22 protein-coding genes and 1 riboswitch are annotated in these 23,374 nt (G+C 68.5%); of the genes, 10 read left to right on the top strand and 12 right to left on the bottom strand.

Annotation, left to right across the window (positions count from 1 at the left end):
- Positions 1–106: 106 nt before the first annotated feature.
- Together ACFVWD_RS14765 and thiC are read right to left on the bottom strand one after the other, a co-directional pair.
- A complete protein-coding gene (locus tag ACFVWD_RS14765; protein ID WP_389596232.1) occupies positions 107–1,564 on the bottom strand; it encodes a VWA domain-containing protein in 1,458 nt (485 codons plus the stop codon).
- 93 nt (positions 1,565–1,657) lie between these two features.
- On the bottom strand, positions 1,658–3,469 hold the full coding sequence (thiC, locus tag ACFVWD_RS14760) for a phosphomethylpyrimidine synthase ThiC (protein ID WP_389596230.1): 1,812 nt from the start codon (positions 3,467–3,469) through the stop codon (positions 1,658–1,660).
- Positions 3,462–3,639, bottom strand: a riboswitch (TPP riboswitch). (Overlaps the previous gene by 8 nt.)
- Before the next feature lie 71 nt (positions 3,640–3,710).
- Between thiC and ACFVWD_RS14755 the strand changes: the two genes are divergently transcribed.
- Positions 3,711–5,261, top strand: coding sequence for a YibE/F family protein (locus tag ACFVWD_RS14755; protein WP_389596229.1), 1,551 nt, complete (start codon positions 3,711–3,713; stop codon positions 5,259–5,261).
- A gap of 62 nt (positions 5,262–5,323) precedes the next feature.
- Here the strand turns inward: ACFVWD_RS14755 and ACFVWD_RS14750 are convergent, their stop codons facing one another.
- The 4 genes from ACFVWD_RS14750 to ACFVWD_RS14735 form a co-directional block, all read right to left on the bottom strand.
- Positions 5,324–5,761, bottom strand: a complete 438-nt coding sequence (locus ACFVWD_RS14750) for an SsgA family sporulation/cell division regulator (RefSeq protein ID WP_067376783.1) — start codon at positions 5,759–5,761, stop codon at positions 5,324–5,326.
- A 100-nt stretch (positions 5,762–5,861) separates the two neighbouring features.
- Positions 5,862–6,626 carry an IclR family transcriptional regulator gene (locus ACFVWD_RS14745; protein WP_389596227.1) on the bottom strand — a complete coding sequence of 255 codons (765 nt, stop codon included), beginning with the start codon at positions 6,624–6,626 and terminating at the stop codon, positions 5,862–5,864.
- A 373-nt stretch (positions 6,627–6,999) separates the two neighbouring features.
- On the bottom strand, positions 7,000–7,212 hold the full coding sequence (locus ACFVWD_RS14740) for a DUF5326 family protein (RefSeq protein ID WP_101399033.1): 213 nt from the start codon (positions 7,210–7,212) through the stop codon (positions 7,000–7,002).
- Between the two features lie 165 nt (positions 7,213–7,377).
- A complete protein-coding gene (locus ACFVWD_RS14735) occupies positions 7,378–7,695 on the bottom strand; it encodes a cupin domain-containing protein (protein ID WP_054236468.1) in 318 nt (105 codons plus the stop codon).
- A 99-nt stretch (positions 7,696–7,794) separates the two neighbouring features.
- On the opposite strand from ACFVWD_RS14735, the gene ACFVWD_RS14730 reads away from it, so the two are divergent.
- From ACFVWD_RS14730 to ACFVWD_RS14710, 5 genes are all read left to right on the top strand, one after another.
- The gene (locus ACFVWD_RS14730) at positions 7,795–8,175 is read left to right on the top strand and encodes a phage holin family protein (RefSeq protein ID WP_054236467.1); all 381 of its coding nucleotides are present in this window, start codon (positions 7,795–7,797) and stop codon (positions 8,173–8,175) included.
- A 9-nt stretch (positions 8,176–8,184) separates the two neighbouring features.
- Positions 8,185–8,676, top strand: coding sequence for a low molecular weight protein-tyrosine-phosphatase (locus ACFVWD_RS14725; RefSeq protein ID WP_389596225.1), 492 nt, complete (start codon positions 8,185–8,187; stop codon positions 8,674–8,676).
- Entirely contained in the window at positions 8,673–9,818 is a 1,146-nt protein-coding gene (locus ACFVWD_RS14720; protein ID WP_389596223.1) for a cystathionine gamma-lyase, read from the top strand. The genes ACFVWD_RS14725 and ACFVWD_RS14720 overlap by 4 nt, the downstream gene beginning before the upstream one ends.
- 248 nt (positions 9,819–10,066) lie before the next feature.
- Positions 10,067–10,972 carry a LysR family transcriptional regulator gene (locus ACFVWD_RS14715; protein WP_389596221.1) on the top strand — a complete coding sequence of 302 codons (906 nt, stop codon included), beginning with the start codon at positions 10,067–10,069 and terminating at the stop codon, positions 10,970–10,972.
- A 116-nt stretch (positions 10,973–11,088) separates the two neighbouring features.
- A complete protein-coding gene (locus ACFVWD_RS14710) occupies positions 11,089–11,571 on the top strand; it encodes an NUDIX domain-containing protein (protein WP_054236463.1) in 483 nt (160 codons plus the stop codon).
- A gap of 46 nt (positions 11,572–11,617) precedes the next feature.
- Here the strand turns inward: ACFVWD_RS14710 and ACFVWD_RS14705 are convergent, their stop codons facing one another.
- Positions 11,618–13,105 carry a globin domain-containing protein gene (locus ACFVWD_RS14705; RefSeq protein ID WP_389596219.1) on the bottom strand — a complete coding sequence of 496 codons (1,488 nt, stop codon included), beginning with the start codon at positions 13,103–13,105 and terminating at the stop codon, positions 11,618–11,620.
- 772 nt (positions 13,106–13,877) lie between these two features.
- Positions 13,878–14,510: an HAD family hydrolase gene (locus ACFVWD_RS14700; RefSeq protein WP_389596217.1), complete on the bottom strand. Its 633-nt coding sequence runs from the start codon at positions 14,508–14,510 to the stop codon at positions 13,878–13,880.
- A gap of 178 nt (positions 14,511–14,688) precedes the next feature.
- Between ACFVWD_RS14700 and ACFVWD_RS14695 the strand changes: the two genes are divergently transcribed.
- Positions 14,689–15,555 (top strand): GNAT family N-acetyltransferase, encoded by an 867-nt coding sequence (locus ACFVWD_RS14695; protein ID WP_389596215.1) that lies wholly within the window; start codon positions 14,689–14,691, stop codon positions 15,553–15,555.
- Positions 15,556–15,663: 108 nt separating this feature from the next.
- On the opposite strand, the gene ACFVWD_RS14690 is transcribed toward ACFVWD_RS14695, so the two are convergent.
- On the bottom strand, positions 15,664–16,089 hold the full coding sequence (locus tag ACFVWD_RS14690; RefSeq protein WP_168509629.1) for a heme-binding protein: 426 nt from the start codon (positions 16,087–16,089) through the stop codon (positions 15,664–15,666).
- 87 nt (positions 16,090–16,176) lie between these two features.
- Positions 16,177–17,385: an MFS transporter gene (locus ACFVWD_RS14685; protein ID WP_389596213.1), complete on the bottom strand. Its 1,209-nt coding sequence runs from the start codon at positions 17,383–17,385 to the stop codon at positions 16,177–16,179.
- A 141-nt stretch (positions 17,386–17,526) separates the two neighbouring features.
- Here ACFVWD_RS14685 and ACFVWD_RS14680 point away from each other — a divergent pair, with 141 nt between their 5' ends.
- Both ACFVWD_RS14680 and ACFVWD_RS14675 read left to right on the top strand, forming a co-directional pair.
- Positions 17,527–17,985, top strand: a complete 459-nt coding sequence (locus ACFVWD_RS14680) for a MarR family winged helix-turn-helix transcriptional regulator (RefSeq protein ID WP_060901667.1) — start codon at positions 17,527–17,529, stop codon at positions 17,983–17,985.
- Between the two features lie 70 nt (positions 17,986–18,055).
- The gene (locus tag ACFVWD_RS14675; protein ID WP_389596211.1) at positions 18,056–18,508 is read left to right on the top strand and encodes a GNAT family N-acetyltransferase; all 453 of its coding nucleotides are present in this window, start codon (positions 18,056–18,058) and stop codon (positions 18,506–18,508) included.
- A gap of 61 nt (positions 18,509–18,569) precedes the next feature.
- Here the strand turns inward: ACFVWD_RS14675 and ACFVWD_RS14670 are convergent, their stop codons facing one another.
- Complete coding sequence (locus tag ACFVWD_RS14670) at positions 18,570–19,955, bottom strand: serine hydrolase domain-containing protein (RefSeq protein ID WP_389596209.1); 1,386 nt, start codon at positions 19,953–19,955, stop codon at positions 18,570–18,572.
- 92 nt (positions 19,956–20,047) lie between these two features.
- The gene (gene dnaB, locus ACFVWD_RS14665; RefSeq protein ID WP_054236456.1) at positions 20,048–21,523 is read right to left on the bottom strand and encodes a replicative DNA helicase; all 1,476 of its coding nucleotides are present in this window, start codon (positions 21,521–21,523) and stop codon (positions 20,048–20,050) included.
- 459 nt (positions 21,524–21,982) lie between these two features.
- On the opposite strand from dnaB, the gene ACFVWD_RS14660 reads away from it, so the two are divergent.
- Positions 21,983–23,320, top strand: coding sequence for an MATE family efflux transporter (locus ACFVWD_RS14660; RefSeq protein ID WP_389596207.1), 1,338 nt, complete (start codon positions 21,983–21,985; stop codon positions 23,318–23,320).
- Positions 23,321–23,374: the final 54 nt, after the last annotated feature.

Here is a 23,374-nt window from a genome sequence, read left to right as displayed (position 1 = left end):
GGGAACGAGGGCCTGCGCCGATACGGCGCGGGCCCTTTTGCCGCTGCCCGCCCCTTCACCTGCGCCCGCCCCGCTCGTCCCTCTCGTACGGTCCCGGCGCGGCCCGTCAGATGATGCCGAGCCCCCGGGCCGCCGTCATCCAGGCCGGGAACTGGGAAAGCAGCCGGTCGTACAACTCCGGGTCCGGCAGGCCGCTGATGTCGTCCACCGCGAAGAACCCCACGTTGTCGACGCGCCGACCGGGCAGCGTGTCGAACCGCTCCAGCACTCCGTAGTTCGACCGCCCCAGGCCCACGAACTGCCAGAAGATCGGCTCCTCCACCGCGCCTCTCAGCTCCTGCTCGATCTCCTTGTTCCGATAGACACCTCCGTCGGAGAAGAACAACACCAGCGTGGGATCGACAGCCGGGTGCTCTCGTACATACGTCCGCACCGCGGTGATCGCCTTCTGCTCCTCGTTCTGGATACCGACCGACCGCATGTCCACCTGTCCCGGCAGCAGGCCCTTGCGTGGCTTCTTGCTCCGCCGAAACAGGCTCAGCTCACCGACCCGGACATGGAGCTCCAGCCACTCGGGCAGCTCGCCCAGAGTCAGGTCCGGCAGCCGGGCGGCATGGGAGGCGAACGTCCACGCCTGCATCACCCCGTCGTCGTCCAGCTGCGCCGCCACCGCGGCCATCCGCTCCACCACGTCGGCCACGACGCCCTTCGAGTACAGGAACGACATGGAACCGGAGGCGTCGAGGATCAACACGACGCGTGCCGTGACCCCCTCCGCACCGTGCTTCCGCAGGCTGACCGCCACCTGCTCCTTGCGCAACGAGAGCCGCTTGCGCATGTCCACGGGCAAGCGTTCCTCGCCCTTGCTGAGACGCGAGGGGGCCGACGGCACCGGGGGTACCGGGGGCGCCGGCGGAGCGCCCGCAGCGGTGGAAGCAGCCGTCCGTGAGCCCGTCGGCGGGAGCGCGGGCGACACCGCCGCAGCGCCCCCGGGCGAAACCGCCGGCTCCGGCCCGGGCGCACCGGCCCCGTCGGACTCCACGCTGATACCGAAGTCGGTGGCGAGACCGGCCAGCCCGGACGCATACCCCTGTCCGACCGCCCGGAACTTCCACTGACCGCCCCGCAGATACAGCTCACCCCCGATGAATGCCGTCTCGGTCGTGGCATCCATCTCGAAGCGCGCGAACTCCTGCCCGGTCTCGGCATCGAGCAGCCGCAGCGTCAGTCCGGACAGCTCGCCGAAGGTACCGCCGTCGGCCGAGGCACCCAGGACGACCCGCTCGATCTCCGGTTCCAGGGCACGCAGGTCCACCTCGACGATGTCCGTCGTGGCAGCGCCGTCCCGCTGCTTCCCGAGGTGCCGTACGGCGCCGGAGGCGTGCTGTGGCTGGTTGTAGAAGACGAAGTCCCCGTCGTCCCGCACGCGTCCGCCCGGGCCGAGCAGCAGCGCCGAGGCATCCGCGTCCGGCACACCGGCCCCTCCTCTCCAGCCGAGCACGGCCCGCACCGCCCCGGCGGCGACGGGAAGGTTGGCGCCCTTGCCCATGGATGTCGATGTCATGCGCCCAGTCTGCCGAGAGAACCCGGCCCGGGAACCGTTCGTTGCGCCTGATTACGCCGCGAACGGCTCCCGGCACGACTGCGTGTGTGCGGCTCAGTCCGCGAGCGGCAGATAGACCCGGTTGCCCGCGTCGGCGAACTCCTTGGACTTCTGCGCCATGCCCTCCTCGATCTCGGCCTTCGTGCCTCCGTGCTCACGGCGAATGTCCTGCGAGATCTTCATGCTGCAGAACTTCGGGCCGCACATGGAGCAGAAGTGCGCCGTCTTGGCGGGTTCGGCCGGCAGGGTCTCGTCGTGGAACTCCCGTGCCGTGTCCGGGTCGAGGGCCAGGTTGAACTGGTCCTCCCACCGGAACTCGAAGCGGGCGTCGGACAGCGCGTCGTCCCATTCCTGCGCACCTGGGTGCCCCTTGGCGAGGTCGGCTGCGTGGGCGGCGATCTTGTAGGTGATGACGCCGGTCTTGACGTCGTCACGATTGGGCAGGCCCAAGTGCTCCTTGGGCGTGACATAGCAGAGCATGGCCGTGCCCCACCAGGCGATCATCGCGGCACCGATGCCGGAGGTGATGTGGTCGTACGCCGGCGCGACGTCCGTCGTCAGCGGGCCGAGCGTATAGAACGGAGCTTCATCGCAGATCTCCTGCTGAAGGTCGATGTTCTCCTTGATCTTGTGCATCGGGACATGTCCCGGGCCCTCGATCATCGTCTGTACATGAAAACGCTTCGCGATCGTGTTGAGTTCCCCGAGCGTCCTCAACTCCGCGAACTGAGCCGCGTCGTTGGCGTCCGCGATCGACCCGGGCCGCAGCCCGTCGCCGAGCGAGTACGTGACGTCGTACGCCGCGAGGATCTCGCAGAGTTCCTCGAAGTTCTCGTAGAGGAACGATTCCTTGTGGTGCGCGAGGCACCAGGCCGCCATGATCGAGCCGCCTCGCGAGACGATGCCGGTCTTGCGGTTCGCGGTGAGCGGCACGTACGGCAGCCGCACGCCCGCGTGGACCGTCATGTAGTCCACGCCCTGCTCGGCCTGCTCGATGACCGTGTCCTTGTAGATCTCCCAGGTCAGCTCCTCGGCGCGGCCGTCCACCTTCTCCAGAGCCTGGTAGAGCGGCACCGTACCGATGGGGACGGGGGAGTTGCGCAGGACCCACTCCCGCGTGGTGTGGATATTGCGGCCGGTGGACAGGTCCATGACCGTGTCCGCGCCCCAGCGGGTCGCCCAGGTCATCTTCTCGACCTCCTCCTCGATGGAGGAGGTGACGGCGGAGTTGCCGATGTTGGCGTTGACCTTCACCAGGAACCGCTTGCCGATGATCATCGGCTCGATCTCCGGGTGGTTGACGTTCGCGGGCAGCACCGCGCGACCGGCGGCGATCTCCTCGCGTACGACCTCGGGGTCGACGTTCTCGCGGACCGCCACGAACTCCATCTCGGGCGTGATCTCGCCCCGCCGGGCGTACGCGAGCTGCGTGACCGCCTCTCCTGGACGGCCTCGACGCGGCTGACGCGGCCGCCCCGGGAAGACCGCGTCGAGGTTGCGCAGGCCCCCTCGCGGCGAGGTGTGCTTGATTCCGTCGTCCTCGGGACGGACGGGACGGCCCGCATACTCCTCGGTGTCACCGCGGGCGATGATCCAGTTCTCGCGCAGTGGCGCGAGACCCCTGCGTACGTCGGTGTCGACGATCGGATCGGTGTACGGGCCAGAGGTGTCGTACAGCGTGACGGACTGCCCGTTGGTGAGGTGCACTTGACGGACCGGCACCCGCAGATCGGGGCGCGAACCCCCGACGTATCCCTTGTGCCAGCCGATGGACTTCCCGGCCTCCCGCGGCTGTTCGCCCTCGGGCGCGGCAGGCGCCTCGCCGATCTGGCTGGAGGCAGGCGTGCGTACGTCCTTGTTGGTCATGAGACCTACTCCCTACGCCGGCATTACCCGGTAACAGGTTCGGCGGTCGACGCAGCGGATTCCGTCTGCCGACGTCCCTTGTGAAACATCACTCGTTCCACGTGAAACATCGCTAAGACGGAGGTCAGCGCCCTCTCAGCCCGGTGCTCCGAGCTCCCGCGTGTGCAAAGGTGACTCCACGCTAGCGTCATATCTGGCGCGGTGAACAGAGGGCCCTCGCCGTTCTTGCGATGATCGGTCGGTGACCACAACGCAGCAGCCCCCGTTCCCGCCGTCCGAGCCGCCGCGCCGACGCGGTCCCGGAGACGGCTATGGACCTGGTTCCGGAGACGGCCGCGGACACGGGCCGGGCGGTGGCCCCGGTCCGAGGGGCGGTCATGGGCACGGCTCCGGGGACGGACATGGGTCTGGGTCTGGGTCTGGGGACGGGCCTGGGAAGGGACCCGGGCCGGGGAATGGGCACAGCCCTGGGGACGGGCACGGGTCTGGGCACTCGCACAGTCACAGCCATGGGCCCGCCACGCCCGTCTCCAAGCATCTGCGCAAGGTCATCGCGGCCATTCTGATCCCCTTCGCCGCCGCGGTGGTTGTGGGTCTCGCGGTGCTCTGGCCCGGTGGCGCCCCGTCCCACGAGCGCACCGGCGTCGGCTTCGACCGGCAGACCCAGCAGGCCACGGTCACCAAGGTCGACAAGGTCAGCTGCAAGTCCGTGAACGCGTCGGGGGAGACCCCGACCGGCGACACGTCCACCGCCGAGGGCTCCTCCGCGCAGCAACAGGCAACGGGCGACTGCAAAAAGGCGACGATCCGGATCGACACCGGCAAGGACAAGGGCCGTACGTTCACGGAGATCATCCAGCCCGACCAGTCACGGCAGTTGCACGAGGGCGAGAAGGTCGTGGCCGCGTACGAGCCCTCCGCGCCCAGGGACCTGCAGTACTCGGTCACCGATGTGAACCGGAAGTTCCCGATGGCCCTGCTCGCCGGGATCTTCGCGCTGGCCGTCGTGGTGGTGGGCCGGATGCGTGGTGTCATGGCGCTGGTCGCACTGGCCATCAGCTTCGTGATCCTGACCTTCTTCATCCTGCCCGCGATCCTGCAGGGCTCGAATCCGCTGGTCGTGGCCGTGGTCGGGGCGAGCGCGATCATGCTGATCGCGCTCTACATGTGTCACGGCCTCTCGGCCCGTACGTCGGTGGCGGTGCTCGGCACCCTGCTCTCCCTGGTGCTGATCGGCATCCTCGGCTCGGAGTTCATCGGCTGGGCGGCGCTGACCGGCAACACGGACGACAACACCGGTCTGATCCACGGCCTGTATCCGTCCATCGACATGAGCGGTCTGCTGCTCGCGGGCGTCATCATCGGTTCGCTCGGTGTGCTCGACGATGTGACGGTGACGCAGACCTCGGCGGTCTGGGAGCTGCACGAGGCCAGCCCGACGATGGGCTGGCGCGATCTGTACCGCGCGGGCATCCGGATCGGCCGTGACCACATCGCATCGGTCGTCAACACGCTCGTCCTGGCGTACGCGGGTGCCGCGCTTCCCCTGCTGCTGCTCTTCTCGATCGCGCAGAGCAGTGTGGGCACGGTCGCCAACAGCGAACTGGTCGCCGAAGAGATCGTGCGCACCCTGGTCGGCTCGATCGGCCTGGTCGCCTCGGTGCCGGTGACCACACTGCTGGCCGCCCTGGTGGTCTCCGCGGACCGTCCGGCAGTCCCGGCCGCCGCCACGGAGCCTGTCGAGAGCAGGGCGCCGGCACGCGGCGGGAAGGGCCGTCGCCGCAAGCGCTGAAGCCTCCCCACCCCCGCGTCACCGGTGAGGAAGCACACGCCACTTGTGGGTTGCTGGGGGCTTCAGCCCGCGCTCTGCTCCTCCGCCAGGATGCGGTCCAGCGCCTCGTCGAGGTGGGCGTCGAAGTCCGCGAGGGAACGCTCCTGCCCCAGCGGCACCAGCTTGTCCGTGCGGTCGAGGAAGGCCACGAGCGGCGCCGCCCCGGACCGGAACAGCGCGTGGTCGCCACCCACCTGGAGCCGGATCAGCACCTCGCCGAACGCCTCCGGGTCGGCGGGCGCGATGTGCACATCCCCGTCACCGCACGGCCGTCCCACGCCGTCGATCAGCAACTCCCGCCCGAACGCCCAGGTCACGGGCGCGTCGCCGGGCAAGTGGAAGGTCAGCCGCACGGCGTAGGGATCACAGGTCTCGTATCGCAGCTCCACCGGAATGCGGAAAGAGAGCTCCTCCGAAACGAGGAAGCTCATCATGACCTCTGCCTGTACCGACTCGCGCATCGCCTACCCCGTCGTTTTGCCGTCGACCGGCCAGGAATCATCCCCCTGACTCTGCTGAAATATTGCTCAACGTGCACAAGAGATCACAAGGAGTGAGTTTTCAGATACTGATAGAGATCGCGAGTGTCCCCAGTAGCCTGCCGATCTCACCTTGCAATTGCCGCGCCGCGGGCAGCAGTCGATCGGCCTGGTGAAGTGGGAGAGAAAAGGCCATTGCGGCGGCAGTTGTGCCGACCGTGATGGGAAGGGCCGCACAGACCGTGCCCAGCGCGTACTCCTGGCGCTCAATAACGGGCTCCATCCGCCCCGTCCGCTCCAGCCGCCGCAGCAGACTGGCGTTGTCACGCACCGTATAGGGAGTGATCGACTGCACGGGGTAGCGGTCGAGATGATCCCGGCGGGCCTTCTCGTCGAGCTGCGACAGCAGACACTGGCCGATCGCATGGGCGTGTCCGGTCTCCCGGAAGTCCGCCCACTCCTCCACCGCCGGATTCCCTGGAGTGTCGGCGACGCACATGACCTCGATCTCGCCCTCACGGTAGACCGCGTAGTACACGGGCGCACCGATCGAATCGCGCCACTGGGCAAGCGTCTCGCTCACCGCGCTGCGACGTTTCTGCTGCGCTCCGCTACTGCCCAACCGCTCGGCGGCCTCACCGAGGAAGAACAGCCCCCTGTCGCGGCAGAGATAGCCCTCGTGGACCAGGGTCCGCAGCAGGTGGTAGGCCGTCGGCAGCGCGAGCCCGGCCTCCCGGGCGAGCTGCTTCGCCGGGGCGCCGTGCTGGCGCGCGGCAACGGCCTCCAGGAGACGCATCGCCCGCTGCACGGAGCCGATCAGCGTCGTGGGATGCGGCTCCGACGACACGGCTTCCAGGGGAGGAGTGCGCGCATCCGGCAGGGGGGTGCGCGCCTCGGCAGGTGAGGTGCGCGGTTGGGCGGGCGGGAGACGTGTCCCCGCGGAAGCGCTGGACCGCTGGAGGGGTGGGGCGGGTGATTGTGCGGGTGCGGTGTCAACCGTGGCCAAGGGGCACTCCCGAAGCGCGAGGGGAACCGCCCGTGCGGGGAAACACGGGAGGGGGCTGTGCGCTGCCCGCGGGGGTCGGCCCCGCGTCGAATTCCGGACTGTAACCGCCCATCACCGCATGCAGACGGCCTCGCCGGAAAACTTCCCTCGGCCGAGGGAACCTTGAGTTCCCTTTCCCGACCTGCCCGTTACCCCTCGCTCACCCGGTTGTGTCTCACCAGTCGCTGCGCGACGACGAACTCGACATGAACTTCCGTACTACGTAGATCAATCCGCCGACGAGGGCGACGAAGACCAGGATCTTGAAAAGCAGGCCGATCAACACACTGAGCACGCTGACTATCACCGTGCCGAACACGACCAGAGCGATGACCGGCACCGCGATCCACTTCACCCACCACGGCATCCCGCTGAAGATCTCTCGCATCGCCCTTGTCCTTAGCCTCTCTACGCCCGTCGCCCCAAGTCCGGGACTCTGATTCCGGGTTCTGTGATGTCCTGCATTCGATGCTAGGGCCGCGAAGGGGCCGACGGGAGCCTCGCACCCCTTGTCCTCCCCTGACCGTTCCCCTAGGGAACCCTGAGCTCCCCGTCAGCTCTCGGGCGGAGAGAACACCACCAGCACCCGCAGGTCCTCGGTGATGTGGTGGAACTTGTGGGCGACCCCCGCAGGTACGTAGACGACGCTGCCGCGCGCGACCTGGGTGGTCTCCAGGCCGACCGTGATCGAGGCGCGGCCGCTCACGACGAAGTACACCTCGTCCTGCTGGTGCGGCTTCTGCGGGTCGGGATCGCCCGCGTCGAGCGCATACAGGCCGACCGACATGTTCCGTTCGCGCAGGAACTGCAGGTAGGCACCGTCGTTGGCGGCACGTTCCGCCTCCAGTTCGTCCAGCCGGAATGCCTTCATCGCCCTCGTCCGCTCCCGTGCTCCGAAAGCTGTGTCCACAGCCTTGCTCGCCAGTCGATCTCTTCTGCCACGCCGATCTCTTCTGCCACGATCAGACACATGAAGAATTTCGTAGTCAAGACGATCGCCAACGCGGGGGCCCTGGCCGTCGCGGTGTGGCTGCTCGACAAGATCACCCTGACAGGGACCAGCACCGGCAAGAAGGTCGGCACGCTGCTGGTGGTCGCCCTGGTCTTCGGTCTGGTGAACTTCCTGGTCAAGCCTGTCGTGAAGGTGCTGACCTTCCCGCTGTTCATTCTGACGCTCGGCCTGATCACTCTCGTGGTCAACGCCCTGATGCTGCTGCTCACCTCGTGGCTGGCCGGCAAGCTCGACCTCAGTTTCCATGTGGAGGGCTTCTGGACCGCCGTGGTGGGTGGCCTGATCATCTCGGTCGTGTCCTGGGCGCTCAATGTCGTGCTGCCCGACGGCGAGGACTGAGAGCGTCCGATGTCCTATCGCGTCTGTTTCGTCTGTACCGGCAACATCTGCCGCTCGCCGATGGCCGAGTCCGTCTTCCGTGTCCGCATAGAAGAGGCCGGACTCGACGGCTTGGTAGAGGTCGACAGCGCGGGCACGGGCGGCTGGCACGAGGGCGACGGTGCGGACTCGCGCACCGTCGCCGTCCTGGAGGCGGCGGGCTACGAGAGCGGCCATGCGGCCCGCCAGTTCCACGCCTCGTGGTTCGCCCGCCTCGACCTCGTGATCGCCCTCGACTCCGGCCACCTCAAGTCCCTGCGCCGGCTCGCGCCCACTCCCGAGGACGCGGCGAAGGTCCGGCTGCTGCGGTCGTACGACCCCGCGGCGGGCGACGACCTGGATGTCCCCGATCCGTATTACGGACCCATGGACGGCTTCGAGGAATGTCTTGAGATGGTGGAGGCGGCGAGCCCCGGACTGCTCGCCGCTGTACAGCAAGAACTGGAGGGACGGGCAGCATGACGTCAGGGGATTTCGTCACGGGAAGCGGCGACGGCACACGAGCGGTACGGGCGGGGCTGCCCGACCCCGTCAAATACGAGCCGACGCTTCCGGGCCCGGTCTTCGCCGCGCACTTCCACCTGCCGGGCGATCCGACCGGCCCGTACACCTACGGTCGTGACGAGAACCCGACCTGGACGCTCCTGGAGCGCGCCATCGGCGAGTTGGAGGCGCCCGGACAGGACGGTGTCACGACGCTCGCCTTCCCCTCCGGGATGGCCGCCATCTCGGCGGTGCTCTTCTCCCAGCTGAAGGCCGGAGACGTGGTGGTCCTGCCCGTCGACGGCTACCAGGTGTTGCCGCTGGTGCGCGAGCAGCTCACCGCGTACGGCATTGAGGTACGCACCGCCCCGACCGGCGGCGACGCCCAGCTGGAGGTGCTCGACGGCGCGAAGCTGCTGTGGATCGAGACCCCGTCGAACCCGGGGCTCGACGTCTGCGACGTACGGCGGCTCGTCGCGGCGGCCCACGCGCAGGGCACCCTCGTCGCGGTCGACAACACCCTGGCGACCCCGCTCGGTCAGCGCCCGCTGGAGCTGGGCGCCGACTTCTCGGTCGCCAGCGGCACCAAGATGCTCACCGGGCACGGCGACATCCTCCTCGGATACGTCACCGCGCTCGACGCCGACCTGATGGCGCCCGTGCGGCGCTGGCGGAAGATCGTCGGAGCGATCCCCGGGCCCATGGAGGCCTGGCTGGCCCATCGCTCCCTCGCCACGCTCCAACTGCGCGCCGACCGGCAGAACTCCAACGCCCTGGTGATCGCCGAGGCGCTGCGCGGTCGGCCCGAGGTGACCGGGCTGCGTTATCCGGGACTGCCCGACGATCCCTCGTACAAGATCGCCTCGCAGCAGATGCGTCGCTTCGGATGCGTGGTGTCCTTCACGCTGCCCACACGCGCGCGTGCCGACCGTTTCCTCGACGCGCTGCGTCTGGTGGACGACGCGACGAGTTTCGGCGGGGTGCGGTCCACCGCCGAGCGGCGCGGCCGGTGGGGCGGCGACGCGGTGCCGGAGGGCTTCATCCGTTTCTCGGCCGGCGCCGAGGACCCCGAGGACCTGGTGGCGGACGTACTGCGTGCGCTCGACGAATCCGCGGAGTGACCCGTCCCTGAACGACCGGTGAGCATACTGCGGCATACATCCAGGCTGTCGGCTTAGTACCTCGCTACGTACGACGGACGGTCCGAGCCTCCCCCCTCGTGGCTCGGACCGTCCCGGTTCTGTACGCGAAGAACCGCGCGAACAAGGCTAGTTGACTCTGTGTCAGTGTCCAATCACAGTAGCGACAGAGACCTATCGACTTATTTATAGTTGGGACTCGGTCGGGGTGATGGGAGGGGAGGGGCACCATGGATTTGGCCCTGCTGCGCACATTTCTGACCGTGCACCGGGCCGGCTCCTTCACTCGCGCCGCCGCGCTGCTCGGTCTCTCGCAGCCTGCCGTCACCTCACAGATCCGCACGTTGGAGCGGCAGTTGGGGCGACCGCTCTTTCTTCGCCAGGCCCGCGGGGTGACCCCCACGACGATCGGTGACGAGCTCGCCCACAAGGCCGCGCCTCATCTCGACGCCTTGGTGGAGATCGCCGAGACCGGACTCGACGAGGACTCATCACTGCGCACCCTGCATCTGGCCGGGCCACCCGAGTTCACCGCCGAGCGGGCACTGCCCGCGCTCACGGAGCTGACGGGCGAGGACGGCCAGGGTTTCGCGCTGCGCGCCTCCTTCGGCAACGCCGAGGAGACACTGGAAGGGCTCGCCGCCGGACATCATGATCTGGCCATCACCACGGCCCGTCCCCGCGGCACCCTGCTCACCGCGACTCCGCTCTGCGACGAGGAGCACGTGCTGGTCGCCGCCCCGCGCTGGGCCGCCCGCATAGGCGCCGGAAAGCTCCGCCGAAAGGGCTCGCCGGCACTGGAGAACTTCCCCGTGGTCGAAGTGCACGAGTCGCTGCCGCTCGTCGCCCGCTACTGGGCGTCCGTCTTCGACTCCCACCCGGCCGCTTCGGGCACCGTCGTCGTCCCCGATCTGCGCGCCGTGCTCGCCTGCGCCGCCACGGGCGCGGGCCTCGCGGTGCTGCCCCGGTATCTGTGCGCCCAAGCCCTGGAACGGGGTGACGTGGTCGCGCTTCTCGACCCGGCGGTGCCTCCGCTGCGTACGTACTTCCTGGTGGTCCGCACCGGCACGCTAGCCATGCCGCACATCGCACGAGCGCACGACTGGCTGCTCCACGCCGCGGCCGACTGGTCCTGATGCCCCCTGAGCCTTCGCGGGCTCCCTGGGCCTCCCAGGGGGCTTTCTGAGCCCTTCCTGAGTCCCTCGGGGCTCCGCGATGTTTCACGTGGAACCAGCCGGGCCACATTTCTCCCATGACCGTCCGACCCGTGGTCAAGCGCACCGCCCGCGCCATCCTGCTCGATGGCAACGACCTGATCTTGATCAAGCGCACCAAACCCGGCGTCGATCCCTACTGGCTCACACCGGGTGGAGGGGTCGAACCGGAAGACACGACTGTCGTCGACGCACTCCATCGTGAGGTGCACGAGGAACTCGGCGCCAAGATCACCGATGTGGTGCCCTGCTTCGTCGACACCGTCGAGCACATCGGTGATGACGGCGGCGCGACCGGCGTGAAAGTGCAGCACTTCTTCGTCTGCCGTCTGGAGTCCATGGATCCGTCCCAGCGGCACGGCCCCGAGGTGGACGAGCCCTGCGGCGAGTACGAGATCGTGCGGGTGCCGTTCACCCGGGTCGGTATCGCCTCCGTCCACCTCGTACCGCTGTCCCTGCGGCACTATCTCGACGGGAACATCGAAGGCGTACGGGCGATGCACGCACCGGACCTGGGCTGAGGCTCTTCGGGCCGGGGTCCTGGCCCCCTCTGCCGGGTGAGCCCGGTCAGTCCCCGGCCGCGACGAGTTCCTCGACCGAGTCGTGGCGTATGCGGTCCGACGGGATGCCCGCTTCCCTCAGAGCGTCCACCCCGCTGCGGATCATGCCGGGTGGCCCCGAGAGATAGGCGTCGTACTCGTTCCACGGCCCGTACTCGCGTACGGCGTCGGGCAGATGGAGATGCGCCTGCTGGTCGACGACCGGGCGCACGGCAAGCCATGGGTGGCTCTGCTGCAGCCGCAGCATGGTGTCGATGTCGTACAGGTCGTGATCGGTGCGGGCGCCGTAGAAGACCTCGACCGGCCGCCGCTCCCCATGCTCGGCGACGTCCTCGACCAGTGCCTTGATGGGCGCGATGCCAGTGCCGCCGCCGAGGCAGAGCAGTCCGTTGTCGGTGGTGTGGTCGACGGTCATCGATCCGGCCGGCGGGCCGAGCCGGATGATGTCGCCGGGACGGGCACGGTGCACCAGCGCGTTGGAAACCCAGCCCGCCGGAACGGCCTTCACATGGAATGACAGCAGTCCGTCGTACCGCGGCGCCGAAGCGAAGGAGTAGTGCCGCCATATGCGCGGCCACCACGGCGTCTCCAGGCTCGTGTACTGCCCGGCGAGGAAGGGGTACGGCTGGTCGGGGCGGACCGTGATGACCGCGATGTCCGGCGTCCTGAGGTCGTGCGCGACGACCTCGGCGTACCACCAGGCCGGGGCGCGCAGCTCGTCCGCGGCCGCCGCGTCGATCATCACCTGGGAGATCGTCGTGTACGCGCGCACCCAGGCCGCCTCGGTCTCGGAGTCCCAGATCGCCGAGGCAAACCGGCTGAGCGAGCCGATGAGGCACTCACCGACGGCCGGGTAGTGCTCGGGCCGGGTGCCGTACTTGCGGTGGCCACGGCCGAGGTTCTGCAGGTAGTCGACGAGAACCGGGGTGTTGTCGATGTGTTCGGCGGCGGTCAGCAGCGCCTTGAGCAGTCGGTCTCGCTGAGTGTCCATCGCCGCGGGGAACAGCGGCCGCAGATCCGGGTGGCGCACGAAGAGCAGTGCGTAGAAGTACGAGGTGACCTTGTCGGCGACGGGGCCGGCCTCGGCCATGGTCCGGCGGATGAGCACAGCGTCCGGAGACGGCTGCGGAGTGGGAGCGGCGGACCTCTGGGCGGGCGTCCGCGGCTCCGGGCCGGACGGTCCCGGCGCGGGCAACGGGGGCGTCCGACGGAACGCGGGAGGCTCGGGCGACCGCGGCTTCTGAAAGGGCTCGGGAGGCTCGGGCGACCGCGGCCTGTCAAAGGGAGCGGGAGGTTCAGGCAACCGCGGCCTGTCGAAGGGCTCGGGAGGCTCGCGGAACCGCTGCTCCTGGACCGGGACCCGAGGCTCGGCAAGGCGCTGCTCCTGGGCCGGGACCCGAGGCTCGGCAAGGCGCTGCTCCTGGGCGGGTACACGCGGCTGCGGGCCGGGGCCGGACTGCTCACGCCCGGGATCCGTTCGCTCCCGTCCGAACACGGACTGCTCCGGGCCGGCATCGGACTGCGCAGCGCCGTGGTCTGGCCCGGCCGGACCTGACAACGGCCGAACAGATGCGTGGGCGGGCTCCGGCTCGGGGCGTGGGGCCTCAGTGGGTGCCGCCTGCTGGGAAGTCGCCTCCGTCTCCGCGGCGGAGGATATTCGTTCCTGCTCTGTCGTTCCCCGACCCGCTACGGGTCGGCCGACCGGGCGCATCGCTGCCAGACGGCGGCCATCGGCGGGCTCTCTCTCCCCACCGGACGGAAGTGGTTCCTTGCGCGGCGTGAACCAGCCGCCCCCGCCATTGCCTCCGGAAGTGCCGTTGTCGGCCGACGTGGTGGTCGGAGCGTCCATGGTGTGCCTCGCCTCGAACATCTTTCGGTCGGTCTGCGCACTTCCGCGGTCGGAAGATGCCTACTTTCCCCCGTAGACGACTTGCTTTGCTGCCCCGTTCAGTCCCCACCGGCCAATGCGGCCACATTCAACCCGAATTCCCGTTCTGTACGGACAAGTAAGGCGAGAATGTGACATTGGCCGCACCGCTCTCACCGCAGCATGCCACTCCGAGTCAGCACCCGGCCGCATAACGGAAAATACGGGTCTTCGATCTCTCCGTCCCGTTACGCTGCATTGGCCTGCGTTCGTGCCCCACGAGACGTGCGTGCATCACGACGGACGCGAACCGGACTCGACCATACCGGCAGCTGCCCCACACACAAGTACCCCCTTCCTTCCGCCCGAAGAAGCGACGGCCCGCTCTCAACTGCCGTAATTACAAGGCGCGTCGGACCAATTCATAGGCATCCCACAGGTCCCGTCCCATGTAGGAGTGCGTGGCAAGGCCCGCCAGATGCCGATCCGCATTGACCGCGACGGATACCGGCACCGTCTCGAACAGGTTCTTGTCGGACAGCGAGTCGCCATAGGCGACGCAATCGGCCCGCATCACCCCGAACTCTTCACAGAGCCGGTCCGCGATCTGCACCTTCGCCGCGGCACTGAGAATGCCCGCGAGATCAACGGGCTCGCTGAACGGCAGAGCGGGAAAACGCGAACCGTATGCCGCATGCGCACCCCACGCCGTCAGTCGCTCGACGAAGAACGAGGGCGAGAGGGAGACGACGGCGCAGTAGTCGCCGTTGTCTCTGATCTCCGCCCAGACGTCCTCGATGCCGGACAGCCACGGCGCGCCCTCGAAGGCCGCCGCCACATGTTCCTCCCTGAGATCCGCCCACAAGGCGTGCACCTGTGTGGCGTACTCCGGCGGACCGATCCGTCCTGCCGAGATCGCCTGGTCAAGCGCAACGGTCTCGGCCTCCAGACCGATCTGCCGTGAGATCTCCTGGGGCGCGGAAGTCCCGTACAGCAGCGTTCCATCAAGGTCGAAGAGATGAAGGCGTGGCATGGAAGCCGAGGTTAGCGGTCCGGGCACTCTTCGCCGTTTCACGTGAAACATCTGTCCGTGTGCTGTGGGAAGCGTCGCTGTCCCCATGCCACACCTGGGGCATGACATGGCCAAAAGCGCATAGGTCCCTGGGCAAACAGGTGGACGTCAGGGGTGTATGTCAGACAGCCTGACCTGCGTGTCGACACCTTCCCTCGCCGTTCTGCCCATCCGCCGACTGACGCTTCGCGATCTCACCGCCTGCGCCGATTTGTCAGAGAACCGGGGGTGGCCCCGTGAGGAACACAAGTGGGGTCTGCTCCTCACCGCCGGGACGGGCTACGGCATCGACGACCCCGACGGCGGTCTTGTCACCGCCTGCGTCGTGACCGAGTACGGAACGCCGGAGAGGCTCGAACTGGGAGCGATCGGAATGGTGCTGGTCGCCGAGCAGCATGCCCGCCAGGGTGTCGGCCGACGGCTGATGCGGCACGTCGTGGCAGAGATGGGCACCACCCCGCTGACCCTGCACGCGACTCCTTATGGCCGGCCGCTCTACGAGGAGCTGGGCTTCAAGGTCACGGGCCGCGCCGAGATGGTCCGTGGACACTTCGTCCCTGGCGGGCCGGACCCGAAGGTGGCCACGCGCCCGGCCACAGCCGAGGACCTCACCACGATTCTTCGGCTCGACGCGGAGGTCTTCGGCTCCGACCGCACCCATGTGATCACGCGGCTGCCCGCCTTCTCCGACCAGCTGCGCGTCGCCGTGGAGAACGGCCGGATCATCGGCTACGCGGCGGCCTGGCCCAACATGGACACCCATGTGGTGGGTCCGCTGATCGCCCGTGACACCGAGACGGCGAAGGCACTCATCACTTCGCTCGCCGCCGACACCGACCGCACGCTGCGCACCGACATCGACGTACGGCACGAAGAGCTGCTGTCCTGGGCGAAGGAACACGGCCTGGAGCCCACGAGCTTCAACGCGGTGATGACGTACGGGATCTCGGAGTTGCCCGGGGACTGGACGCGACGCTTCGCTCCGCTCACGGTGGCAGCGGGCTGAGAGCCTCCGGGGTGCAGTCGCGTCCATCGCGCAGAGAGTCGCTCACCGCGTAGAGAAGCGCCGGTCCCGATGTCTGTGGGGGACCGGCGCTTGTCTACGAGGGTGCGGTCAGACGAGCGTCTCCACCGCCGCCGTGGCGAAGTCGTGGTCCTGGTCGGGCGCTCCGCCGCCGACCCCGATCGCCCCGATCAGACGACCGTCGCGACGGACCGGAACACCGCCCGCGATGAACAGGAGCGGACGGTCGAGCGCGGTGGGCAGGGTGTGGAAGAGGCCGCCGGGCTGGACCGCGTCGACCAGTTCCCTGGTGGCGGAGTCCAGCTGGAGGGCCGTGTAGGCCTTGCGCGTGCTGGTCTCGCCTGAAATCAGGACGGCGCGGTCGTCACGCCGGAAGGCGAGCAGATGGCCGCCCGCGTCGAGGACCGTGACGCTGACCGTGACCCCGGCCGCCTCGGCGGCGCGACGGGCCGCCGAGACGAGGACCTCGGCGTCCTGGATGGTCAGCGGAGCAACGGCGACGGTGGTGGTGGTCATGAGGGACTTTCTCCTTGAGGTGCTGTTCGGCCGTGGCCGATCAGGGGGCTGGGCTCATCCGTGAGGGGCCGGCTGCTACTCGGTGGCTCAGTGGTGGACGGCGGTCCGCTGCTCGATGGGCGCGCTCGCGTCCGCGACGGTGCCGGCGGCATCGGCTCGGCGCTCCAGGGCTGCCGAGACGACGGCGAGGACCAGGGCTCCCGCGGCGAGCGCCGCACCGACCCAGTTGGGGGCGGTGTAACCGAGGCCGGCTGCGATGACGAGGCCACCGAGCCAGGCCGAGAGGGCGTTGCCGAGGTTGAAGGCACCGATGTTCACGGCCGAGGCCAGGGTGGGGGCACCATGCGCCTGGTCGAGGACGCGCTTCTGCAGCGGCGGCACAGTCGCGAACCCGAGGGCGCCGATCAGCGCGATCGTGAGGGCCGCCAGGATCTTGTTGTGCGCGGTCACGGTGAACAGGGCGAGCACGATGGCGAGGCCGCCCAGGGACACGTACAGCATCGGCATCAGGGCGCGGTCGGCGAACCTGCCGCCGATGAGGTTTCCGCCGACCATGCCGAGGCCGAAGAGGACCAGCAGCCAGGTGACGGAGGTGTCGGCGAAGCCGGCGACGTGGGTCATCATCGGCGCGATGTAGGTGATGGCCGCGAAGACGCCTCCGAAGCCGAGCACGGTCATCGCCATGGCGAGCAGGACCTGGACGTTCTTGAAGGCGGCGAGCTCGTGGCGGAGATGTACGCCCTCGGGCTTCGGCATCTCGGGGACCAGCTTGGCGACACCGAGCAGACCGATCACTCCGAGCGCGGCGACTCCGGCGAAGGTGACCCGCCAGCCCGCGGACTGCCCGATCAACGTGCCCAGGGGGACACCGACCACATTGGCGATGGTGAGACCGCTGAACATCATGGCGATCGCCCCGGCCTTCTTCTCCGGCGCGACAAGCTCGGCGGCGACGACCGATCCGATACCGAAGAAGGCGCCGTGGGCGAGAGAGGCGACGACTCGGCCCGCCAGCATCAGCCCGAAGGCCGGGGCGACGGCGGAGAGCAGGTTGCCGACGACGAACAGCCCCATCAGCAGCATCAGCATCCGCTTGCGGGACACCTTCGTGCCGAGCGCGGTCATGATCGGGGCGCCGATCACCACGCCGAGGGCGTAGCCGGTCACCAGCAGTCCGGCCACGGGGATGGAGACACCGAAGTCACCGGCGACCTCGGGCAGCACACCCATGATCACGAACTCGGTGGTTCCGATTCCGAAGGCCCCGATCGCGAGGGCCAGAAGCGCGAGAGGCATGGTGGGGACACCTTCCCAAACGATTGCAGGAGCGCTTTGCGTGCGTTCACAATAGTTGCACACGCGGGCTATATGCAAGAGCGGACTATTGCGCTCGTGCTCTACCCTGGTGTCAGCTGCTCCGGGACGGAGGAACACGCCATGACAGCCACGGACCCCGCGCTCACCGCCCTTGCTCAGGGGTGGTGCGCCCTCTCCCTGCTGCACGGGAGGATCGAGGCCCACATCGAGCGCGCCCTGCAGACCAAGCACGACCTCAGCGTGCGGGAGTACTCCCTGCTCGACGTGCTCAGCCGACAGCACGACGGCGAGGGTGGTCACCTGCAGATGAAGCAGGTCGCGGACGCGGTCGTGCTCAGTCAGAGCGCCACCACACGGCTCGTCACCCGGCTCGAGGACCGTGGTCTGCTCGCCCGCTATCTGTGCCCGACCGACCGCCGCGGCATCTACACGAATGTCAGCGAAGCCGGCCTCAAGCTCCTCGAAGAGGCACGGCCCACCAATGACACCGCCCTGCGCGAGGCGCTCGACGAAGCGGCCAAGTCCCCCGAACTGGCCCCACTGGTCCGTGTCGTGGAGTCGGCGAGCGTGTCCGCCTAGGCGGGGGACGACCTCCCGTCCCCTGCCGGGCGCCCACACAGCCCGCACAGCGCCTGGATACGCTGTGGCCATGGGAGATCTTGAGATTCGACCGGCAGCTTCGGACGACGTCCCCGCCATCGTCGCGATGCTCGCCGATGATCCGCTCGGCGCCCAGCGGGAGTCACCCGACGACCTGACCCCCTACCTGGCCGCGCTCGAGCGGCTGAGCGCCGACCCGAATCAGCACCTGGTGGTCGCGGTGCGTGAGGGACGCGTCGTCGGCACCCTGCAGCTCACGGTCATACCCGGGCTGTCCCGCAAGGGCGCGACCCGCTCCCTCATCGAGGGCGTGCGCATCCACTCCGACGAGCGCGGCAGTGGCCTCGGCTCCCGGTTCATCGAGTGGGCGATCGAAGAATCCCGGCGCCAGGGATGCCAGTTGGTCGAGCTGACCTCCGACGCCACCCGCACTGACGCCCACCGCTTCTACGAGCGGCTCGGCTTCACGGCCTCACACGTGGGCTTCAAGCTGGCGCTCTGAGCCACCTGTGTACGCCGGGGTCTGTTTCACGTGAAACAGACCCCCCGCAGCAGGACAGCGGCTACTGAATCCCTCGCCAGCCCTCGGGGTCCACTCCTCCCGGCACAGGAGCGGCCTCGTCGTACGGCTGACGCGTGAAGACGAACGACCCGAGGTCGAGGTGACTCAGGGACCCGTCCGGGCGCCGTACGGCCCGTAGCGGCTCCCCCGTGTAGTAGCCGTCGAGCCCCGTCCAGGTCCCATCACCGTTCGCCCGGAAGCGCGACCCTCGGCCACCACCGGCCAGCGGGCCCAGCTCGACCATGCCGTCGGCCCTCAGCCGCAGCGCGCACGCCTGCGTACCCCAGTACCAGGGGCCGGCCAACTCCAGGACGGACTGATCGACTTCGGCGGCCGGACGCCATGGCTCGGGAATTCGCGGCTCGGCCTCGGCGACGATTCGTACAAGATCGGTGGCCACGGTCAGCGCCCGCGGGCCGGAGGTGCAGTTGGCCAGCACCACCGCCGCCACGTCGTCCTCCACGCCGATCGCGAGCGCCGCAAGGAATCCGGGCAGAGACCCTGAGTGACCCACCAGGATCCGGCCCGACCGATGCAGCACCTGCAGTCCCAGCCCGTAGGAGTCTCCCGAGGCGAGCTGGTCGGCTTCCAAGGGGGCCGCAGGCGTACGCATCTCCCGCAGGGACTCCGCGCTGAGCACCGCCGCGTGCCCCGTGGCCAGGAAGACGGCGAAGCGGGCCAAGTCCCCCGTGGTGGACCACAGTTGCCCGGCCGGAGCCATTCGGCCGAGGTCCTCGGCGGGCTCCGGCATCATGACGTCCGCCCACGGATGCACCGCCCAGCCACCCGCGTAGGGTGCCTGCGGCTGCCCACTCGTGCGGTGCAGGCCGAGCGGGTCGAGCACCTCGCGCCGCAGGGCCTCTTCCCAGGGGACTCCCCGCAGTTCCTCGATCAGTGCGCCCAGCAGGGTGTAGCCGGGGTTCGAATAGTGGTGCAGCCGCCCGGCCGGATGCAGGAAGGGCTGCTCACCGAGCACGTCGGAGAGCTCGGGGCGCAGTGAACCGGGTGTGCGTTCCCACCAGGGCCCAGGCGTCTCGGCCGCAAGCCCGCCGGTGTGCATGAGGAGCTGGGCGATGGTGGCCTCCCCCGCACCGGTGCCCGGCAGATGCTTCTCCAGCGGGTCGCCCAGGTCGAGCAGTCCCTCGTCGCGCAGCCGCAGCACCAGCACGGCCGTGAAGGTCTTGGTGATCGAACCGATCCGGTACTGCACGTTCTCGTCCGGTCCGTGCCCGTCCACCGAGGTGCGCGACCCGTGCCACACCGGCTCCCCGCCCCGGACGACCGCCGCGACCAGCGACGGCGCCTGCCCCTCGGCCTGAGCGGCGGCGATGCGGTGCAACAGAGCCCGGCGCGTGCCGGGAAGGAGCTTTTCCTGAGGTGTCGTCATGCCCTCAGTCCACCTGGCCGGGGCACCGAACGTCGAATGCATTTCCCCGAAGACCGAGCGCATGTCTTCCGGACCGCGCCCAGGAGGGCGGATCAGGTCTGTGCCATGTCCACGAAGCGCGAGTAGTGGCCCTGGAAGGCCACGGTGATCGTGGCCGTCGGGCCGTTACGGTGCTTGCCGACGATGATGTCCGCCTCGCCCGCGCGCGGTGACTCCTTCTCGTAGGCATCCTCACGGTGCAGCAGGATCACCATGTCCGCGTCCTGCTCGATCGATCCGGATTCACGCAGGTCGGAGACCATGGGCTTCTTGTCCGTGCGCTGTTCGGGACCACGGTTGAGCTGCGAGAGCGCGATCACCGGCAGCTCCAGCTCCTTGGCCAGCAGCTTCAGGTTTCGCGACATGTCGGAGACCTCCTGCTGCCGGCTCTCGGACCGCTTGCCGCCCGACTGCATCAGCTGGAGATAGTCGATGACGACGAGCTTCAGATCGGCGCGCTGCTTGAGGCGCCGGCACTTGGCGCGGATCTCCATCATGGACAGGTTCGGGGAGTCGTCGATGTAGAGCGGCGCGGCCGAGACGTCGGGCATCCGGCGCGCGAGCCGCGTCCAGTCCTCGTCGGTCATCGTGCCGGATCGCATGTGGTGCAGGGCCACGCGGGCCTCGGCTGACAGCAGACGCATCGCGATCTCGTTGCGCCCCATTTCGAGCGAGAAGATCACGCTGGGCATGTTGTGCTTGATCGAACAGGCCCGTGCGAAGTCCAGCGCCAGCGTCGACTTACCCATGGCGGGACGAGCCGCGATGATGATCATCTGGCCCGGGTGCAGACCGTTCGTGAGGGAGTCGAGGTCGGTGAAGCCGGTCGGCACACCGGTCATCTCGCCCGACCGTGAACCGATCGCCTCGATCTCGTCGAGCGCGCCCTCCATGATGTCGCCGAGCGGCAGGTAGTCCTCTGTCGTGCGCTGCTCGGTGACCGCGTAGATCTCGGCCTGGGCGGTGTTGACGATCTCGTCCACGTCGCCGTCGGCCGCGTATCCCATCTGTGTGATGCGCGTGCCGGCCTCGACCAGGCGACGCAGGACCGCGCGCTCATGGACGATCTCCGCGTAGTACTCGGCGTTCGCCGCCGTGGGGACCGTCTGGACGAGGGTGTGCAGATACGAGGCACCACCGACCTTGGTGATCTCACCTCGCTTGGTGAGCTCGGCTGCGACCGTGATCGGGTCGGCCGGCTCGCCCTTCGCGTACAGATCGAGGATCGCGGTGTAAATGGTCTCGTGCGCGGGCCGGTAGAAGTCGTGGCCCTTGATGACCTCGACGACGTCGGCGATGGCGTCCTTGGACAGGAGCATGCCACCTAGAACGGACTGCTCGGCGTCGAGGTCCTGGGGAGGTACGCGCTCGAAGGACGAACCTCCGCCCTCCCACGGCCCGTTGTCCCGGTCGCGGTCGTGCTGTTCGTCGCGCCCCCGGCCACCCTCGCGGCCTCGGCGGGAAGCGGGCAGACGATCACTGGGACCGCTGTCGGCCCACGGGTCGTCCAAGGGCTCGGAAATACTCACCGAGCCACCTCCTCCCGTCCGCCGAGCGGACCTAACCGTGCCCTTCATTTCTACGGCACGGCACTGACAAATAAGAGGCCCAACTCCGGTTCTGACACGTCGGTTTTGCGAGGTTTCCGAGGGCAGAGAAGAGAGTGAGCGCCGCACCACGTTAGGCCCGCGGGCACCGTCAGCCAATCTGGTTATCCACAGGCCATGTGGACGACGGCCCGGATGCTGTGGAGAACTCCACAAAACCTGTGCACGACCCGGTGGACAGGCCTGTGAACAAGCCCTCAACCACTCGAGAGAAACCGCCCTGACCTGCTCGTTTACCATCCACCGGCTGTGCAGAAGAAAAACTTTCCCGGTCGGACCAAGATCGCTGCAAACGGTACACGGCGACACGCCCGACGAGAGCGTGGGTAATGGTCACTATCACGTTGCATCTCTTACCTGTGGAAGATTAGATTGGTGCCCATGACACAGGCTCCCCCGGCACCCGAGGCCGCCCGACGCCGGCACGACCGAGAGATCGTCGCGCTGGCCGTTCCGGCCTTCGGCGCACTCGTCGCCGAGCCTCTTTTCGTGATGGCCGACAGCGCCATCGTCGGACACCTCGGCACCGCGCAACTGGCCGGCCTCGGTGTCGCTTCCGCCCTTCTCACGACCGCCGTCAGCGTTTTCGTCTTCCTCGCGTACGCCACCACCGCCGCCGTCGCCCGACGGGTCGGCGCCGGCGATCTGCGGGCCGCGATACGCCAGGGCATGGACGGCATCTGGCTCGCACTGCTGCTCGGCGCGGTCGTGATAGCCGCCGTCCTGCCCACGGCACCCGCTCTTGTGGAACTCTTCGGCGCCTCGCACACCGCGGCCCCGTACGCGACGACCTATCTGCGCATCTCCTCGCTCAGCATCCCCGCGATGCTCATCGTGCTCGCGTCCACCGGGGTCCTGCGCGGGCTGCAGGACACGAAGACCCCTCTCTATGTCGCCGTCGGGGGCTTCGTCGCCAACGCCGCGCTCAACGCGGGCCTCGTCTACGGCGCCGGACTGGGTATCGCCGGCTCCGCCTGGGGCACCGTCATCGCCCAGTTCGGTATGGCCGCGGTGTATCTCTTCGTCGTCGTCCGCGGAGCCCGAAAGCATGGGGCCTCACTACGCCCGGACGCCGCCGGGATACGGGCCTGCGCTCAGGCCGGTGCACCCCTGCTCGTGCGCACGCTGTCGCTGAGGACGATCCTCATGATCGCCACGGCTGTCGCCGCACGGCTCGGGGACGCCGACATGGCCGCACACCAGATCATCCTGTCCCTGTGGAGTCTGCTCGCCTTCGCGCTCGACGCGATCGCCATCGCCGGGCAGGCCATCATCGGACGCTATCTCGGTGCGAACGACGCTCAGGGTGCTCGCGAGGCCTGCCGCCGCATGGTCCAGTGGGGCGTCGCTTCCGGCGTCGTCCTCGGCCTGCTGGTGATCGCCGCCCGCCCGATCTTCCTTCCCCTGTTCACCAGCGACTCGGCCGTCCAGAGCACGGCGCTTCCCGCCCTGGTTCTGGTGGCCGTCTCACAACCGATCAGCGGGGTCGTCTTCGTCCTGGACGGAGTCCTGATGGGCGCGGGAGACGGGCCCTACCTCGCGTGGGCCATGCTGCTCACCCTGGTGCTCTTCACTCCCGTGGCACTGCTGGTGCCCACTCTCGGGGGCGGGCTCACCGCGCTCTGGGGAGCGATGACGTTGATGATGACGGTGAGGATGCTGACCCTGTGGCTGCGCTCCCGCTCGGGACGCTGGATCGTTACGGGCGCGACGCGCTGAACCAGCACACCGGTCGTTTCACGTGAAACGGCCGGTACAGCCGGCCAACCCGAC

Origin of the sequence: Streptomyces sp. NPDC058086 (genome assembly GCF_042885015.1) — a bacterium.
GTDB lineage: Bacteria > Actinomycetota > Actinomycetes > Streptomycetales > Streptomycetaceae > Streptomyces.
Note: the sequence above shows the minus strand (reverse complement) of the source record. Positions and strands in the feature narration are given on the sequence as shown.

Coding starts and splice junctions, on each gene's coding strand:
- ACFVWD_RS14765 (WP_389596232.1), bottom strand. CDS start 1,564: ATGACATCGACATCCATGGGCAAGGGCGCCAACCTTCCCGTCGCCGCC.
- thiC (WP_389596230.1), bottom strand. CDS start 3,469: ATGACCAACAAGGACGTACGCACGCCTGCCTCCAGCCAGATCGGCGAG.
- ACFVWD_RS14750 (WP_067376783.1), bottom strand. CDS start 5,761: ATGCGCGAGTCGGTACAGGCAGAGGTCATGATGAGCTTCCTCGTTTCG.
- ACFVWD_RS14740 (WP_101399033.1), bottom strand. CDS start 7,212: ATGCGAGAGATCTTCAGCGGGATGCCGTGGTGGGTGAAGTGGATCGCG.
- ACFVWD_RS14735 (WP_054236468.1), bottom strand. CDS start 7,695: ATGAAGGCATTCCGGCTGGACGAACTGGAGGCGGAACGTGCCGCCAAC.
- ACFVWD_RS14730 (WP_054236467.1), top strand. CDS start 7,795: ATGAAGAATTTCGTAGTCAAGACGATCGCCAACGCGGGGGCCCTGGCC.
- ACFVWD_RS14725 (WP_389596225.1), top strand. CDS start 8,185: ATGTCCTATCGCGTCTGTTTCGTCTGTACCGGCAACATCTGCCGCTCG.
- ACFVWD_RS14720 (WP_389596223.1), top strand. CDS start 8,673: ATGACGTCAGGGGATTTCGTCACGGGAAGCGGCGACGGCACACGAGCG.
- ACFVWD_RS14715 (WP_389596221.1), top strand. CDS start 10,067: ATGGATTTGGCCCTGCTGCGCACATTTCTGACCGTGCACCGGGCCGGC.
- ACFVWD_RS14710 (WP_054236463.1), top strand. CDS start 11,089: ATGACCGTCCGACCCGTGGTCAAGCGCACCGCCCGCGCCATCCTGCTC.
- ACFVWD_RS14700 (WP_389596217.1), bottom strand. CDS start 14,510: ATGCCACGCCTTCATCTCTTCGACCTTGATGGAACGCTGCTGTACGGG.
- ACFVWD_RS14690 (WP_168509629.1), bottom strand. CDS start 16,089: ATGACCACCACCACCGTCGCCGTTGCTCCGCTGACCATCCAGGACGCC.
- ACFVWD_RS14685 (WP_389596213.1), bottom strand. CDS start 17,385: ATGCCTCTCGCGCTTCTGGCCCTCGCGATCGGGGCCTTCGGAATCGGA.
- ACFVWD_RS14680 (WP_060901667.1), top strand. CDS start 17,527: ATGACAGCCACGGACCCCGCGCTCACCGCCCTTGCTCAGGGGTGGTGC.
- ACFVWD_RS14675 (WP_389596211.1), top strand. CDS start 18,056: ATGGGAGATCTTGAGATTCGACCGGCAGCTTCGGACGACGTCCCCGCC.
- ACFVWD_RS14670 (WP_389596209.1), bottom strand. CDS start 19,955: ATGACGACACCTCAGGAAAAGCTCCTTCCCGGCACGCGCCGGGCTCTG.
- ACFVWD_RS14660 (WP_389596207.1), top strand. CDS start 21,983: ATGACACAGGCTCCCCCGGCACCCGAGGCCGCCCGACGCCGGCACGAC.